The organism is Microbacterium hanjuni (genome assembly GCF_043556395.1).
Classification (GTDB): Bacteria; Actinomycetota; Actinomycetes; order Actinomycetales; family Microbacteriaceae; genus Microbacterium.
The window spans coordinates 1-16,064 of record NZ_JBIGIK010000003.1 but is presented as its reverse complement, the minus strand read 5'-3'; the positions used below and the strand labels follow the sequence as shown (position 1 = coordinate 16,064).

Here is a 16,064-nt window from a genome sequence, read left to right as displayed (position 1 = left end):
CATCCACCCCTCGGTAGACTCGACTCTCGTGTCCGACGCTCCCGAGATCACCCCCGAAGCGGTCGCCGCCGCCGTCGATGCGGCGCTGGCCGCCATCGCCGCCGCCGGTTCCACCGCCGAGCTCAAGTCCGCCCGTGCGGCGCACGCCGGCGAGGCCTCCGCGCTTGCCCGCCTGAACGCGGGGCTGCGACAGGTCGCCCCCGACAAGAAGGCGGAATTCGGCAAGCTCGTGGGCCAGGCCCGCGGGCGAGTGAACCAGGCGCTGGGCGCCCGGGAGAGCGAGCTCGCCGAGGCCGAGACGGCCGCGCAGCTCGAGGCGGAGCGCGTGGACATCACCGCCCTCCCGCAGCGCGCGCGCGTCGGTGCACGGCATCCGATCTCCCTCCTGCAGGAGCAGGTGTCGGACATCTTCGTCGGCATGGGGTGGGAGATCGCGGAGGGCCCAGAACTCGAGCACGAGTGGTTCAACTTCGACGCCCTCAACTTCGACGTCGATCACCCGGCGCGCCAGATGCAGGACACATTCTTCGTCGATCCGGTCGCGCGTCACCTCGTGATGCGCACGCACACCTCACCCGTGCAGGTGCGCTCGATGCTCGAGCGCGAGCTGCCGATCTACGTCCTGTGTCCGGGCCGGGTGTACCGCACCGACGAGTTCGACGCGACCCACCTGCCCGTCTTCACCCAGTTCGAAGGTCTCGTGATCGACAAGGGCATCACGATGGCGAACCTCAAGGGCACGCTCGACCACGCCGCGCGCACGCTGTTCGGTCCCGAGGCGAAGACCCGCTTCCGGGCGAACTTCTTCCCCTTCACCGAGCCGAGCGCAGAGCTCGACCTCTGGCACCCCACCTTCAAGGGCGGCGCGCGCTGGATCGAATGGGGCGGATGCGGGATGGTCAACCCGAACGTGCTGCGCGCCGCGGGCATCGACCCGGAGGTCTATTCCGGGTTCGCCTTCGGCATGGGGATCGAGCGGACCCTGATGTTCCGCAGCGACGTGCAGGACATGCGCGACATGGCCGAGGGCGATGTGCGCTTCAGCGAGCAGTTCGGAATGGTGGTCTGATGCGCGTCCCGCTCTCCTGGTTGCGTGAGTTCGTCGACGTCCCCGTCGATGCCACGCCCGAAGACGTCCTCGCAGCACTCGTTCGTGTCGGGTTCGAAGAGGAGGACGTCCACCGCTTCGACCTGCAGGGCCCGATCGTGGTGGGCCGCGTCCTCGAATTCGTCGAGGAGTCCCAGACCAACGGCAAGACGATCCGGTGGTGCCAGGTCGACGTGGGTGAGGACGAGCCGCGAGGAATCGTCTGCGGCGCGGGCAACTTCTTCGCCGGAGACGAGGTCGTCGTCACCCTGCCCGGCTCGGTGCTGCCCGGTCCGTTCCCGATCGCTGCGCGCAAGACCTACGGACATGTCTCGGACGGCATGATCGCCTCTGCGAAAGAGCTCGGACTCGGCACCGAGCACTCCGGCATCCTGCGGCTGGCGGAGCTCGGCATCGAGGCCCCCACCGGCACCGACGCGATCGCCCTGCTGGGTCTGGACGATGTCGCCGTCGAGATCAACGTGACCCCCGACCGCGGCTACGCGCTGTCGCTGCGCGGTGTCGCGCGCGAATACGCGCACGCCACGGGCGCCGCTTTCCGCGACCCGGGCCTTCGCGAGTGGGACGAGATCCAGCCCGGCACGGGCTTCTCGGTGACCGTCGACGACCGTGCGCCGATCCGCGGGCGCCAGGGGGCGTCGGAGTTCGTCGTGCGCGTCGTCCGCGACGTCGACGGCACGCGCCCGACGCCGCCCTGGATGATCGCGCGCCTCGCCCTCGCAGGCATCCGCTCCTTGGGCGTGCTGATCGACATCACCAACTACGTGATGCTCGAACTCGGCGAGCCGATCCACGGCTACGACCTCGACAAGCTCAGCGGCGGCATCACGGTGCGCCGTGCCGCGGCGGGGGAGAAGCTCGAGACGCTCGACGGAAACGTGCGATCGCTGCACGAGGAAGACCTGCTCATCACCGACGAGTCCGGCCCCATCGGTCTCGCCGGCGTGATGGGCGGGGGAACGACCGAGATGACCGACGCCACGCGCAACGTGCTCGTCGAGGCCGCGATCTTCGACACCGTCTCGATCGCGCGCTCGGCCCGTCGGCACAAGCTTCCTTCCGAAGCATCCCGTCGCTTCGAGCGGGGCGTCGACCCCCTGATCCCCTTCGTCGCGGCCCGCCGGGTCGCCGACCTGATGGTCGAGTACGCGGGCGGATCACTCACCACCGAGGGCGGTGCCCTCTACGCCGAGGTCACGATCGACGCCCTGAACCTGCCGAAGGGCTTCGTCTCGCAGCTGATCGGCGTCGATTACTCCGACACCCAGGTGTCGGGGGCGTTGGAGACGATCGGATGCGAGGTCGCCGACGCGGGTGATCAGTGGTCGGTCATCCCGCCGTCGTGGCGTCCGGATCTCACCGACAAGTGGACGCTGGCCGAGGAGGTCGCCCGCATCGAGGGCTACGACCTGATCCCCTCGATCCTGCCGATCCCGCCCGCCGGACGCGGGCTCACGGCCGCCCAGCAGGGCAGGCGACGGGTCGCGAACGCGCTCGCCGCTGCCGGTTTCGTGGAGACGCCGTCCTTCCCCTTCACCACGGAGGAGCAGAACGACCTCTGGGCCTCGGCCACGGGCGAGCACCTGCCGAGCATCAAGCTCGCCAACCCGCTCGACGGTCAGGCGCCGTTCCTGCGCCGCTCGCTCATCCCGGCGCTGCTGCGGGCGGCCCACCGCAACGTCTCGCGCGGGTTCACGGATCTGGCGATCTTCGAAACGGGCGCGGTGTTCCTGCCCGAGCCAGGTGTCGAGTACGGCACCGCGACCGTGCCGCCGCTGGGGCAACGCCCCGACGATGCCACCCTCGCGGCGCTGAACGCCTCGATCCCGCCGCAGAGCCGCCATGTCGCGGTACTGCTGACGGGCTCGCTCGTCGACAAGCAGCCGGGGCAAGCGGCCCTGGTCGCCGACCTCGCCGACGCCGTCGACGCGGTGCGGGTCATCGCCGTGGCCGCCGGCGTCGAGGTGGCGGTCGCCCAGGGTGTGCGCGTCGCCCTGCACCCCGGCCGCGCCGGCACCGTGTCGGTCGACGATGTCGAGGTGGGCTACGTCGGTGAGGTGTTGCCGGCCGTGTCGGCCGGCGCCGACCTCCCCGGCCGTGTGCTCGTGGCGGAACTCGACCTCGATCTGCTGCTGTCGCTCAGCAGCGAACGGGTGGTCGCGGCCTCGCTCTCCGGCTTCCCCGCCGCGACGCAGGACGTCTCGCTCGTCGTGGGCGTCGAGGTTTCGGCCGGCGACCTGCGTGCGGCGCTCGCGGAAGGGGCGGGGGAGCTGCTCGAATCCGTCCGCATCGTCGACGACTACCGCGGCACCGGGGTGGCGGACGGCAGCAAGAGCCTGACGTTCGCGCTGCGCTTCCGTGCCCCCGACCGCACCTTGACGGCTGCCGAGGCCACGCAGGCGCGGCTCGCGGGCGTCGCCGTCGCCGCCGAGCGCTTCGGCGCCACGCTGCGCGAATAGCATCCGTCACGCTTCGTCTCGGTCGCTGCGCTCGCTCGCTCAGCGACCGGTACGCAGGGTCCCCGGTCCCTGAGCGAGCTCGGCGGGCGGGCCGGTCCCTGAGCGAGCGCAGCGAGACGAAGGGCCCCGGGCCCGCAGCATCCGTCAATCAATCCGTTGGTGCGCGATCAATGCCGGGATGCGGTACCGAAGCATGGACTCGTGCATCTTCCTGTGGACTCAGCGAGCGCAGCGAGACGAAGGGGCCCCGGGTGCGTGGGCCTGCGCGCTTCGTCTCGGTCGCTGCGCTCCCTCGCTCAGCGACCGGTACGCAGGGTCTCCGGTCCCTGAGCGAGCGAAGCGAGACGAAGGGTCTCGGATCGTAGCGTGCGGCGCGCGCGGTGACGATTTGCGGATGCTGTGTCGTCACGGCTATCGTCGGGCCATGCTTCCGGCCGCCCCCCTCTCGCTCGTGCAGAGCGTCGTGGGTGCGCGCCGACGCGGCCGCCGACTCTAGGCGACCCCGCAGAACCGCGCGTGCGCGGTCGCGAGCGTCGCCGTCTCCGGCCCGTGACCCCAGACAATAAGGTGGAAGCCATGACCTATTCGGTCGCCGTCTCCGGCGCCTCCGGCTATGCCGGAGGTGAGATCCTGCGCCTCCTCGCCGCGCATCCCGACATCGAGATCCGCACCGTGACGGCTCATTCGAACGCGGGTCAGCGCCTCATCGAGCAGCAGCCGCACCTGCGCTCGCTGGCGCATCTGACCCTGCAGGACACGACGCCCGAGGTGCTCGCCGGTCACGACATCGTCGTGCTCGCCCTGCCGCACGGGCAGTCGGGGCAGTACACCGATGCGCTCGCCGACACCCCGCTGGTCATCGACGCCGGCGCCGATCACCGGCTCACCTCCACCGCGGAGTGGGACCGCTTCTACGGCGGCGACTTCCACGAGGCGTGGACGTACGGCGTTCCCGAGCTCCCCCTGGCCGGGGGCGGCAAACAGCGCGACGTCCTCGCCGGCGCGACCCGCATCGCAGCTCCGGGGTGCAACGCCTCGACGGTCGCGCTGAGCCTCGCACCGGGCGTGGCCGCCGGCGTCATCGACCCCTCCGACATCGTCACGGTGTTGGCGGTCGGTCCCTCGGGCGCGGGCAAGAGCCTCAAGACCCACCTGCTCGCGAGCGAGGTGCTCGGTTCGGCCAATCCCTACGCGGTCGGCGGTTCGCATCGCCACATCCCCGAGATCCGCCAGTCGCTCGTCGGCGCAGGCGCGTCCGCTCCGGTGCGCATCTCGTTCACCCCGGTCATCGTGCCGATGGCCCGCGGCATCCTCGCGACTTCGAGCGCGCCGATCGTGGTGGGGGCATCGGACGAGCAGATCCGCGCCGCGTGGCAGCACGCCTACGGCGACGAGACGTTCGTGCAGCTCCTCGACGAAGGTCACTTCCCCCGCACCGCCGACGTGCTCGGCGCGAACACTGCGCTCCTCGGCCTCGCGATCGACCGGGACGCGAACCGCGTCGTCGTCGTCGCGGCGCTCGACAACCTCGTCAAGGGAACCGCCGGGGCCGCCGTCCAATCCATGAACCTCGCGCTGGGCCTGCCCGAAGGCCGGGCCCTGACCGTGAACGGAGTCGCCCCGTGAGTGTCACCGCCCCCGCCGGATTCGAAGCCGCCGGCGTCGTCGCCGGCCTCAAATCCACCGGCAAGCCCGATGTCGCCGTGGTCGTCAACCGCGGCCCCCTCAAGGTCGGCACCGCGGTGTTCACCTCGAACCGCGCGAAGGCCAACCCCATCCTGTGGTCAGAGCAGGCGGTCGGCGACGGTGTCGTGGAGGCGGTCGTGCTGAACAGCGGCGGCGCGAACTGCTTCACCGGCAGCTTCGGATTCCAGACCACCCATCTGACCGCCGAGCGGGCGGGTGAGCTGCTGGGGGTCAGTGCCGGCGACGTGCTGATCTGCTCCACCGGGCTCATCGGCACGGGCGACGAGGTCTTCCGCGCCAAGGTGCTCGACGGCACGCACCTAGCGATCGCCGCCCTCACCCCCGACGGCGGCGCCGACGCTGCCGCGGCGATCATGACGACCGACACCGTGGCGAAGACCAGCGTCGTCACGCGGGACGGGTGGACGATCGGGGCGATGGCCAAGGGAGCCGGGATGCTGGCGCCGGGCCTTGCCACGATGCTCGTCGTGATCACCACAGACGCCGTCCTCGACGCGCAGGCCGCCGACGGCCACCTCAGGGCGGCGACCCGGGTGAGCTTCGACCGGCTCGACTCGGACGGCTGCATGTCCACGAACGACCAGGTCACGCTGCTGGTCAGCGGAGCATCGGGCATCGAGCCCGATGCCGAGGCGTTCCGCGCGGCGCTGACCGAGGTGTGCACCGACTTGACCTTGCAGCTGCAGGCCGATGCCGAGGGCGCGAGCCACAGCATCCGGATCCAGGTCGTGGGAGCCGTGACCGAGGACGACGCGGTGGAGGTGGCCCGCTCGGTCGCCCGCAACAACCTCTTCAAAGCCGCGATCTTCGGTAACGACCCCAACTGGGGGCGCGTGCTCGCCGCGATCGGCACGACGCAGGCGCCCTTCGACCCTTACGTCGTCGACGTCACCATGAACGGCGTGCGGGTGTGCTCGAACGGCGGGCCCGACCGGCCGCGCGAAGACGTCGACCTCACCCCGCGCGCCACGCAGGTGCTCATCGATCTCAAGGCCGGCGAGGAGTCCGCCATCATCTACACCAACGACCTGACCTACGACTACGTCCACGAGAACAGCGCGTACTCCTCGTGACCGACGTCGATCTTCAGGACACCGACCCCGCCGAGGCGAGCAGCAGAGCGGCCACGCTCATCGAATCGCTGCCGTGGCTGCGCCGGTACCGCGACCAGATCGTCGTGGTGAAGTACGGCGGCAACGCCATGGTCAGCGACGAGCTGCAGGATGCTTTCGCCGCCGACATCGCCTACCTCCGGTACGTGGGGGTCAAACCGGTGGTCGTGCACGGCGGCGGGCCCCAGATCTCCTCGATGCTCGATCGCCTTGCGATCCCGAGCGAGTTCAAGGGCGGCTACCGCGTCACCTCCACCGAGGCGATCAGCGTCGTGCGCATGGTGCTCACCGGCCAGATCAACCCGCAGCTCGTCGCGAAGATCAACGCCCACGGTCCGCTCGCGACCGGGCTCAGCGGCGAAGACGCGGGGTTGTTCGAAGGACGGCGGCGCGGCGTGACCGTCGACGGCGTCGACCATGATCTCGGTCGTGTCGGAGACGTCGTCGCGGTGGATCCTCGCCCGATCATGGACCACCTCGACGCGGGACGCATCCCGGTGGTGTCGAGCATCGCGCCTGACGTCGACCAGCCGGGCCACTCGCTGAATGTGAACGCGGATGCTGCGGCCGCCGCTCTCGCCGTCGCGCTCGGCGCGACGAAGCTCGTCGTCCTCACCGATGTCGCCGGTCTCTACGCCGACTGGCCCAACCGGTCATCCCTCGTGTCCCACCTGACGTCCACCGAACTGCGTGCACTGATGCCGCGACTGGAGTCGGGGATGATCCCCAAGATGCAGGCGTGCTTGGACGCGGTCGAAGGCGGAGTTCCCACCGCGGCGATCGTCGACGGACGGGTGCCGCACTCGGTACTCGTGGAACTGTTCACCAGTAAAGGAATCGGTACGGAGGTCGTCGCATGACACACGCAGCGAACACATGGCAGGACAACGCGGGGCGCGACCTGGTGCGCAGCTTCGGCGACCGCATGGCGCTGTTCGTCCGCGGCGAGGGCGCGTACCTGTGGGATGACACCGACCGTCGCTACCTCGACTTCCTCGCGGGGATCGCGGTCGATTCGCTCGGCCACGCCCACCCGGTCTTCGTCGACGCGGTCTCGCGTCAGGCGGCCACCCTCGCGCACGTGTCGAACTACTTCGCCACCCCGCCCCAGCTCGCCCTCGCCGCGACGCTGAAGCGACTCGCCGGCACGGGCGAGGCCGGTCGCGTGTACTTCGCCAACTCCGGAGCAGAAGCGAACGAGGCGGCCTTCAAGCTCGCCCGGCTGCACGGCGGTTCGTCCCGCCCCCGCATCCTCGCGCTGCGGGGGGCGTTCCACGGCCGCACGATGGGCACGCTCGCGCTCACCGGCAAGCCGGCCCTGCAGGCCGACTTCCTCCCCATGGTCCCGGGGGTCGAGCACATCGACGCCACGATCGAGGCCCTGGAAGCCGCGCTCGATGACGGGGTGGCCGCACTGTTCGTGGAGCCGATCCAGGGCGAGGCCGGTGTCATCGAACTGCCCGAGGGCTACCTGGCCCGAGCGCGCGAGCTCACCGAAGCCGCCGGTGCTCTGCTCATCGTGGATGAGATCCAGACCGGCGCCGGGCGCACGGGGGAGTGGTTCGCGTTCCAGGGCGCCGGCATCGTGCCGGACGCCATCACGGTGGCCAAGGGGATGGGCGGCGGATTCCCCATCGGCGCCCTGGTGACCTTCGGTGCCGCGAGCGATCTGTTCTTCCCCGGCACGCACGGCTCGACCTTCGGCGGTAACGCCCTCGCGACGGCCGTCGCCGGGGCGGTGCTGGCCGAGATCGAAAGTGCGGACCTCGTGCGCAACGCCGCCGTACGCGGAGAGCAGCTGCGCGCGGCCATCGCGGGGATCGGTTCCCCCCTGGTGTCGGGCACCCGGGGAGCGGGGCTCCTCCTGGGCGTCGCCCTCAGTCACCCCGTGGCCAAGGCCGTCGTCGCCGCCGCTCAAGAGCACGGTCTCATCATCAACGCCGCGAACGACACCACCATCCGCCTCGCGCCCCCGCTGATCATCGGCGACGCCGAGATCGCCGAGTTCACCGAGCTGTTCGCCGCGTCCCTCGCCACGGTCGCCGATGCGCTGCTGCTCGAGGCGGCGGGCTCGGAGGCGCCGGTCTCGGCAGCGCCGACATCTCCCGCCACCCAGGAAGTGACCGCATGACCCGCCACCTGTTGCGCGACGACGACCTCGCCCCGTCCGAGCAGGCGCACATCCTCGATCTCGCCCTCGAGCTGAAGCGCGACCGCTGGGCGGTCAAGCCGCTCGCCGGCCCGCAGACGGTCGCCGTCATCTTCGACAAGTCCTCCACCCGCACCCGGGTGTCGTTCGCGGTCGGTATCGCCGACCTCGGCGGCTCCCCGTTGATCATCTCGACGGCGAACAGCCAGCTCGGCGGCAAGGAGACCCCCTCCGACACCGCCCGGGTGCTCGAGCGCCAGGTCGCGGCGATCGTGTGGCGCACCTACGCGCAGTCGGGCCTCGAGGAGATGGCTCGGGGCACGCGGGTGCCGGTCGTCAACGCCCTGAGCGACGACTTCCACCCCTGCCAGCTGCTGGCCGACCTGCTGACGATCCGCGAGCACAAGGGCGATCTCGAGGGCCTGACGCTGTCGTTCTTCGGCGACGGTCGCAGCAACATGGCCCACTCCTACGCACTGGCGGGCGTGACCGCGGGGATGCACGTGCGCATCGCCTCGCCGGAGGATTACGCGCCGCGGGAAGACGTCGTCGCCGACGCCGACGCGATCGCCTCGCAGACCGGCGGCTCGGTGACGTTGTACACCGACCCGCTCGAAGCGGCAGCCGGCGCCGACGTGGTCGTGACCGACACGTGGGTGTCGATGGGGAAGGAAGAGGAGAAGCTCGCACGCTTGCGCGATCTGGGAGCGTACAAGGTCACGAGCGATCTCATGCGTCTGGCCGATCCCGAGGCGATCTTCATCCACTGCCTGCCCGCCGACCGCGGTTACGAGGTGGATGCCGCCGTGATCGACGGTCCGCAGAGCGTGGTGTGGGACGAGGCCGAGAACCGGCTGCACGCGCAGAAAGCGCTGCTGGTGTGGCTGCTGCAGCAGGAGTGACCGGCTGGGCGCGCTCGCGGTGGGCGCGCCTGAACGGACCGGGGCGACTGGGCGGAATCGATCTCGCTCGCGGTCTCGCGGTGGTCGGGATGCTGGCCGCACACCTTCTCGTGATCGAACCTCTCGTGGCCGGCCGACCCGACACCTGGCTCGACATCGTCAACGGGCGTTCGTCGATCCTGTTCGCCACCCTGGCGGGGGTGTCGCTCGCGATCGTCACCGGGGGGCGGACACCGTTGCGTGGTGGAGCGCGCGTGCGCGCCTCCGGGCGGATCGCCGTTCGCGCGGGGCTCCTCTGGATCATCGGGCTGCTGCTGATCAGCACCGGGGTGCCGGTCTACGTGATCCTTCCGGCCTACGCGATCCTCTTCCTGCTGGCGCTGCCCTTCGTCGGGCTGCGCGCGCGAACGCTGTTCTTCATCGCCGTCGGACTCGCTCTCGTGATGCCGTTCGTGCAGGTCGGGCTCGACGACCTGCCGATCTGGTCGGGCGTGCTCGGTGAGGCGCTTTCGGCCGCGATCGGCTGGGCCTACCCGTTCCCGACGTGGATCGCCTTCGTCCTCACCGGCATGGCACTCGGCCGGCTCGACCTGCGATCGCTCAGCGTGCAGGGCATCCTGCTGTGCGCGGGGGCCGCCGTGACGACCGTGACGTACTCGATCGCCGTGATCAGCGGCTCGAGCGCGGTGGCCGAGCAGCAGGGATTCTTCGCCGCGGTGTGGACAGCGCGCGCTCACTCCACCGGTCTGCTCGAAGTCATCGGTTCCGGGGCCTTCGCCGTCACCGTGATCGCGGCCTGCCTGCTGCTGTGCCGCACCGCCCTGCGGTGGGTCGTGCTCCCGCTCCGCGCCGTCGGTTCGATGCCGCTCACGGCGTACACGGCGCAACTCCTCGTGTGGGCCGTGGTGTCAGCATCCGTTCTCGGCACGACGCGGGCGCTGACGCCGTTCCGAGAACTCGAGCCCTTCGGGCCCATCACGGTGGGGATCATCGTCGGGTGCACCGCGTGGGCGCTGCTGGTCGGACGCGGGCCGTTGGAGGCCGCCATCGACACGGCAGCGCGCTGGATGGTGCGTGAGCCCGGCAGGCCGGTGGCCGAATCGACGCCCCCTGCGCGTGGCTAGGCTGGAGCGCATGAGCACCACGAGCGGCCACGGCACCAACGACGGAGCGCTCTGGGGGGCACGGTTCGCGGGCGGACCCTCGCCCGAGTTGGCGGCGCTCAGCCGTTCCACCCATTTCGATTGGGATCTCGCCGCCTACGACATCGCCGGTTCTCACGCGCACGCGAACGCGCTCGCCGCGGCGGGGTATCTCGACGCCGCGGAGGTCGCCGCGATGCACGCGGGGCTCGACGAGCTCTCCCGCCGGGTAGCCGACGGATCGCTCGTGGCGACCGACACCGACGAGGACGTCCACGGTGCGCTCGAAGGAGCCCTCATCGAGGTCGTGGGCCCGGCGCTGGGCGGCAAGCTCCGGGCGGGCCGCAGTCGCAACGATCAGATCGCTACCCTCGTGCGGCTGTACCTGCTGGATCACGCGCGGATCATCGCGCGCGACATCCTGCGCCTGATCGACGCGTTGGTCTCGCAAGCGGAAGCCCACGACGGCGCGATCATGCCGGGGCGCACCCACCTGCAGCACGCTCAGCCCGTTCTTCTCGCCCACCATCTGCAGGCGCACGCCTGGCCGCTCGTGCGCGACCTCGAGCGGCTCGCGGACTGGTCGGTGCGCGCTTCGGTCTCGCCCTACGGCGGGGGAGCGCTCGCCGGGTCGACGCTCGGGCTCGACCCACAGCTCGTCGCCGACGAACTCGGCCTGTCGCGCCCGGCCGAGAATTCGATCGACGGCACGAGCGCCCGCGACGTGGTGGCGGAATTCGCGTTCGTCGGCGCGATGATCGGCGTCGATGTCTCTCGGCTGTCCGAGGAGATCATCCTGTGGAACACGCGGGAGTTCTCCTTCGTCACCCTCGACGACGCCTTCTCGACCGGGTCCAGCATCATGCCGCAGAAGAAGAACCCCGATATCGCCGAACTGGCGAGAGGCAAATCGGGCCGATTGATCGGCAACCTCACGGGACTGCTGGCCACCTTGAAGGGCCTGCCGCTCGCGTACAACCGCGACCTGCAGGAGGACAAGGAGCCGGTGTTCGACACGGTCCGCACTCTCGAGGTGGTGCTACCCGCCTTCACCGGCATGATCGCCACCCTTCGCTTCAATACCGAGCGGATGGCCGAATCGGCCCCGCAGGCGTTCTCCCTCGCGACGGACGTGGCGGAGTGGCTCGTCACGCAGGGGGTGCCGTTCCGCGATGCCCACGAGGTCTCGGGTGCTCTGGTGCGAGCGTGCGAGGAGCGCGGTATCGGGCTGGAGGATGCTGACGACGCCCTTCTTGCGAGCGTGTCTGCGTTGCTCGAGCCGGCCGTCCGCGAGGTGCTCTCGATCGAAGGGTCGGTGGCTCGGCGGACCGGCGTGGGGGGGACGGCGCCCGCCGCCGTCGCGGAGCAGCGTCGTCAGCTCATCGCGCGCGCCCAGGGTGTGGCTCGATCCTTGGGTGTTTGAGCTCGCTTATCTTTCCCAGAGATAAGCCCAGAACTTATATTTTCGAAGAATAAGCAGTACGCTGACGGGATGACCACCGTGGTGATCGCCGACATCGTCGGTTCCCGCCGGCTCCCCGACCGGGAGTCCGCACAGCGGGCGCTCGACGACACGATCGCTCGCGCCGAGAGGGATCACCCGCTCGCTCTGCAGCCGCTCCGCCCCACGGTCGGCGACGAGCAGCAGGGCGTATATCCCTCGCTCGACGCTGCGCTGGCGTCGGTCCTCCTCCTGCAGCTCGCGCTCCCCGACGGTGTCGAATGCCGCTTCGGCATCGGCGTCGGCTCAGTGCACCTGATCGAATCCGTCGGCAGGGAGATCCCCGAGGGGCCGGGCTGGTGGGCGGCGCGCACGGCGATCGACATCGTCCACGCCAAGCAGCAACGCGCGGTCCCCTCGGCTCGGACGTGGGTTGTCGCAGCCCCCGAGGAGAATGACGCCATGCACTCCGCCGTCTCGCTCGCCAATGCGTACCTCCTCGCTCGCGACCATGTCGTCGGCGCCATGAACGAACGGGCACGGCGGTTGACGTACGGCCGATGCCAGGGCGTCACCCAACGAGCCCTCGCCGAGAGCGAGGGGATCAGCCAGCCCGCTGTGTCGCAGGCACTCACCGGCTCGGGCGCACCCGCTGTGGTGGAGGGCTTCACCCTGCTCATCGCGAAAGGACGCTCGTGATCGCGGTCGGACTCATCCTCGGCGCCATCGGCCTGGCCGACGCCTTCCGGCCCCTCCTGGCTCCGCGTCGCCAATGGATCGTCCTCGCCGCGATCGCGGTCGTCGTGTTCGTCGTGGGCCTCGTCGCGGGTTCTCCCGCAGCCGCCGTCCTGGCCCTGGTGTGCGCGGCATTGTGGGTGTGGCTCGTGCCCCTGGGCGGGCGCAGTCGCGCGGGGTTCTGGCCGGCGGTCGGACTGGCGGTCGTCTGCGCCCTGTGCCTCGCCCTCGGTAGCGGTGAGCCGACGGCGGGCGTGCTCTCCTCGACCTGGCGGCTGCATTCCCCGGTCGGCCCGGTCTCGCTGGATCAGAGCATCCTGGTGCTCGGAATCGTGGTGTTCCTGCTGGAATCGGCCAACGCGGTCGTGCGGGTCGCGCTCGCCGAGGAGGGAGTGGAGACCCCGGCCGATCCCGATCCCGATCCCGGAATCGCGGAGTCACCGTCCTCCCTCAAAGGCGGTCGCCTCATCGGCCCGATCGAGCGCGTCATCGTGCTCTCCCTCACTCTGGCCACCGCGTATCCCCTCCTCGCGGCTTTCATCGCCGCGAAGGGCATCGTGCGCTTTCCCGAGATCTCCCGCGACAGCGGTACCGGCAACCGGGCGGAGTACTTCCTCATCGGCAGTCTCGTCAGCTGGCTGCAAGCTCTCGCGGGCGCGTTCATGATCTGGTGGGCGTTCGCCGGTTTCGGCCGATGAGAGGGCCGGTCCGGCGATTGATACGCTCGAACACGTGTCTTCTCCTGCTCTGCCCGTGACCACGCCGGCGATCGATCCGACGTTCGCGAACGTGTGGGACGAGATCGTCTGGCGGGGACTCGTCCACGTGTCCACCGACGAAGCAGCTCTGCGGGAGGCCCTCGCCGGCCCCCCGGTGGTCTTCTACTGCGGGTTCGACCCGACGGCGCCGAGCCTGCATCTGGGCAATCTCGTGCAGTTGCTGACGATGAGGCGCCTGCAGCTCGCCGGCCATCGGCCGCTCGGGCTGGTCGGAGGATCGACCGGACTCATCGGCGACCCGCGCCCCACGGCGGAACGCACGCTGAACTCGAAGGAGACGGTCGCGGACTGGGTGCAACGCCTGCGCGAGCAGGTCACGCGCTACCTCAGCTTCGAGGGGGACAACGCCGCTCGGATGGTGAACAACCTCGACTGGACGGCGCCGCTCAGCGCAATCGACTTCCTGCGCGACATCGGCAAGCACTACCGGGTCGGCACGATGATGAAGAAGGAAGCGGTGAGCGCCCGTCTCAACTCGGACGCCGGCATCAGCTACACCGAGTTCAGCTACCAGATCCTGCAGGGGCTCGACTTCCTCGAGCTGTACCGCGAGTACGGCTGCGTCCTGCAGACCGGGGGAAGCGACCAGTGGGGAAACCTCACGAGCGGCACGGATCTGATCCGCCGCGTCGAAGGAGTGTCGGTCCACGCGATCGGCACACCCCTGATCACGAACTCCGACGGCACCAAGTTCGGAAAGAGCGAGGGTAACGCGGTCTGGATCGATGCCGAACTCACCAGTCCCTACGCGTTCTACCAGTTCTGGCTCAACACCGACGATGACGACGTCGTCGAGCGGCTGAAGGTGTTCACCTTCCTCGGACGCGAAGAGATCGACGCCTACGCCCGACTCGTCGAGACCGAGCCGTTCCGCCGCGCGGCCCAGAAGCGTCTGGCCGCCGAGGTCTCGATCATCGTGCACGGCCCCGAAGCCACGGCGGGCGTCATCGCAGCATCCGAGGCCCTCTTCGGGCAGGGGGATCTGCAGACATTGGATGCCGGCACCCTGCGATCGGCCCTCGACGAGCTGCCGCACGCCACCGTGTCGGCGGGAACGTCGGTGGTGCAGGCCCTCGTGGACACGGGGCTGGTCGCGAGCCTGGGCGAGGCGCGTCGGGCGATCGGCCAGGGGGGCGTGTCGCTGGACGGCGGCAAAGTGACCGCGGATGATGCTGTCGTCGAGGGCTCGCTGCCCGGCGGGGTGTCGGTGCTGCGCCGCGGGAAGAAGACCCTCGCGGGTCTGTTCCTCGCCGGCTGAGCCGCGCATGCCGTTCACGCCGAGCCACGCCGTCGTCGCTCTCGCCTTCACCCGCACACCGCTGGTGCCGGCGGCGATCGCGGTCGGGGCGATGGCGCCCGACCTGCCGCTCTTCGTGCGGGTCGTCGTACCGGGTTACGACATCACGCACGACCTGGCGTGGCTCCCGGTGACCGTGCTGCTCGCCCTCGCACTCTTGCTGCTCTGGCGCTGCGTCCTCCGACCGGCCACGCGGGCACTTGTGCCGCGGTGGTGGGCGGCGCGCCTTCCATCCGGGTGGGACGCCGGGGCGCGCGCGGCATTCCGGGAGACCTTCGCGCGACGTGGGGAGCCCGCTCGCCCCTCCGCCGGGGGAGTGGGGCTGCTGATTCTGGCGCTCGCCCTCGGTGTTCTGACGCATGTGGTGTGGGACACCTTCACCCACGAGGGCCGGTGGGGGGTCGCCGTGATGCCCGTGCTGGGGGAGCCGTGGGGACCGGTGTCCGGAATCACATGGCTCCAGCACACCTCGAGCGTCGTCGGTCTCCTCGTGCTCGGGATCTGGGCCCTGCGATGGTGCGCCGAGCGCCGGCCCAGTGCGACCGTTCCGCGGGCAGCGCCGCTCCTCCGCTGGGGGTGGTGGGCGGCTCTTCCCCTTCTCCTCCTCGGAGCGTGGCTCGGGGGGCTCGCCGCCTTCGGACCCCTGACGGCGGACTTCACCGTGGCCCACCTGGCCTACCGGGTGCTGCCGGTGGCGTGCGCTGTCTGGGCGGGCCTGACGATCGTCGTAGCGCTCGTCGCGACGCGGGGGACAACTGCTCGACACGCCCGGGATGCGGCGTCCTTTGACGAGACGGCGAACCCGGCGTAAATTTCTATCTGTTCGCCCCACAGGGAAGCGGAGAGGCCGAAAGCCTCGCCCCACCCTCACGTGGAGAACATCATCTCGAACATCGCACCATTGCGTGCGTGCGGCTCCGGTCGTCGTTCGAGGGACCTCCCGGCCCTCCAGCCGTTTGTCAGTTCCTTCCTTCACCGGAAAAGTTGTGTTTGACATGTTGGGGTGGTGGGGATAAGGTAGTGAAGTTGCCCTGCGGAAGGCTGTGAAGCTGGACGTGGGAGCATCCGATCCTTGAGAACTCAACAGCGTGCACTTGTCAAAATGCCAAAAAACCTCGCAACCAATCCTTTGGGTTGGTTGGTGAGATTCTTTTGAGATTAAACGGATTTGTCAGTAATGACATCCGATCGTCAGTTCAAACTCGCTGCGTTACCTATTCCGGTTTCGTATGC

At 69.7% G+C, this 16,064-nt stretch carries 13 protein-coding genes; all 13 read left to right on the top strand.

What is annotated here, in order from left to right:
• Positions 1 to 28: 28 nt before the first annotated feature.
• Positions 29 to 1,069 carry a phenylalanine--tRNA ligase subunit alpha gene (gene pheS, locus ACFXP5_RS12285; protein ID WP_394544840.1) on the top strand — a complete coding sequence of 347 codons (1,041 nt, stop codon included), beginning with the start codon at positions 29 to 31 and terminating at the stop codon, positions 1,067 to 1,069.
• Positions 1,069 to 3,567 carry a phenylalanine--tRNA ligase subunit beta gene (gene pheT / locus ACFXP5_RS12280; RefSeq protein ID WP_394544839.1) on the top strand — a complete coding sequence of 833 codons (2,499 nt, stop codon included), beginning with the start codon at positions 1,069 to 1,071 and terminating at the stop codon, positions 3,565 to 3,567. Before pheS ends, pheT begins: the two co-directional genes overlap by 1 nt.
• A 576-nt stretch (positions 3,568 to 4,143) precedes the next feature.
• A complete protein-coding gene (gene argC / locus ACFXP5_RS12275; protein ID WP_394544838.1) occupies positions 4,144 to 5,193 on the top strand; it encodes an N-acetyl-gamma-glutamyl-phosphate reductase in 1,050 nt (349 codons plus the stop codon).
• Positions 5,190 to 6,347: a bifunctional glutamate N-acetyltransferase/amino-acid acetyltransferase ArgJ gene (argJ, locus tag ACFXP5_RS12270; RefSeq protein ID WP_394528697.1), complete on the top strand. Its 1,158-nt coding sequence runs from the start codon at positions 5,190 to 5,192 to the stop codon at positions 6,345 to 6,347. Before argC ends, argJ begins: the two co-directional genes overlap by 4 nt.
• Positions 6,344 to 7,246, top strand: a complete 903-nt coding sequence (argB, locus tag ACFXP5_RS12265) for an acetylglutamate kinase (protein WP_394544837.1) — start codon at positions 6,344 to 6,346, stop codon at positions 7,244 to 7,246. Before argJ ends, argB begins: the two co-directional genes overlap by 4 nt.
• Complete coding sequence (locus ACFXP5_RS12260; RefSeq protein ID WP_394544836.1) at positions 7,243 to 8,517, top strand: acetylornithine transaminase; 1,275 nt, start codon at positions 7,243 to 7,245, stop codon at positions 8,515 to 8,517. The genes argB and ACFXP5_RS12260 overlap by 4 nt, the downstream gene beginning before the upstream one ends.
• Positions 8,514 to 9,437: an ornithine carbamoyltransferase gene (gene argF / locus ACFXP5_RS12255; protein ID WP_394528694.1), complete on the top strand. Its 924-nt coding sequence runs from the start codon at positions 8,514 to 8,516 to the stop codon at positions 9,435 to 9,437. Before ACFXP5_RS12260 ends, argF begins: the two co-directional genes overlap by 4 nt.
• Entirely contained in the window at positions 9,416 to 10,561 is a 1,146-nt protein-coding gene (locus ACFXP5_RS12250; protein ID WP_394544835.1) for a heparan-alpha-glucosaminide N-acetyltransferase domain-containing protein, read from the top strand. Before argF ends, ACFXP5_RS12250 begins: the two co-directional genes overlap by 22 nt.
• A gap of 10 nt (positions 10,562 to 10,571) precedes the next feature.
• Positions 10,572 to 12,002, top strand: coding sequence for an argininosuccinate lyase (gene argH, locus ACFXP5_RS12245; protein ID WP_394528692.1), 1,431 nt, complete (start codon positions 10,572 to 10,574; stop codon positions 12,000 to 12,002).
• A 69-nt stretch (positions 12,003 to 12,071) separates the two neighbouring features.
• Positions 12,072 to 12,719: a SatD family protein gene (locus tag ACFXP5_RS12240; RefSeq protein ID WP_394544834.1), complete on the top strand. Its 648-nt coding sequence runs from the start codon at positions 12,072 to 12,074 to the stop codon at positions 12,717 to 12,719.
• A complete protein-coding gene (locus tag ACFXP5_RS12235) occupies positions 12,716 to 13,453 on the top strand; it encodes a hypothetical protein (protein ID WP_394544833.1) in 738 nt (245 codons plus the stop codon). The genes ACFXP5_RS12240 and ACFXP5_RS12235 overlap by 4 nt, the downstream gene beginning before the upstream one ends.
• Before the next feature lie 34 nt (positions 13,454 to 13,487).
• A complete protein-coding gene (gene tyrS, locus ACFXP5_RS12230; RefSeq protein ID WP_394544832.1) occupies positions 13,488 to 14,792 on the top strand; it encodes a tyrosine--tRNA ligase in 1,305 nt (434 codons plus the stop codon).
• A 7-nt stretch (positions 14,793 to 14,799) separates the two neighbouring features.
• Positions 14,800 to 15,642 (top strand): DUF4184 family protein, encoded by an 843-nt coding sequence (locus tag ACFXP5_RS12225; protein WP_394544831.1) that lies wholly within the window; start codon positions 14,800 to 14,802, stop codon positions 15,640 to 15,642.
• Positions 15,643 to 16,064 lie beyond the last annotated feature (422 nt).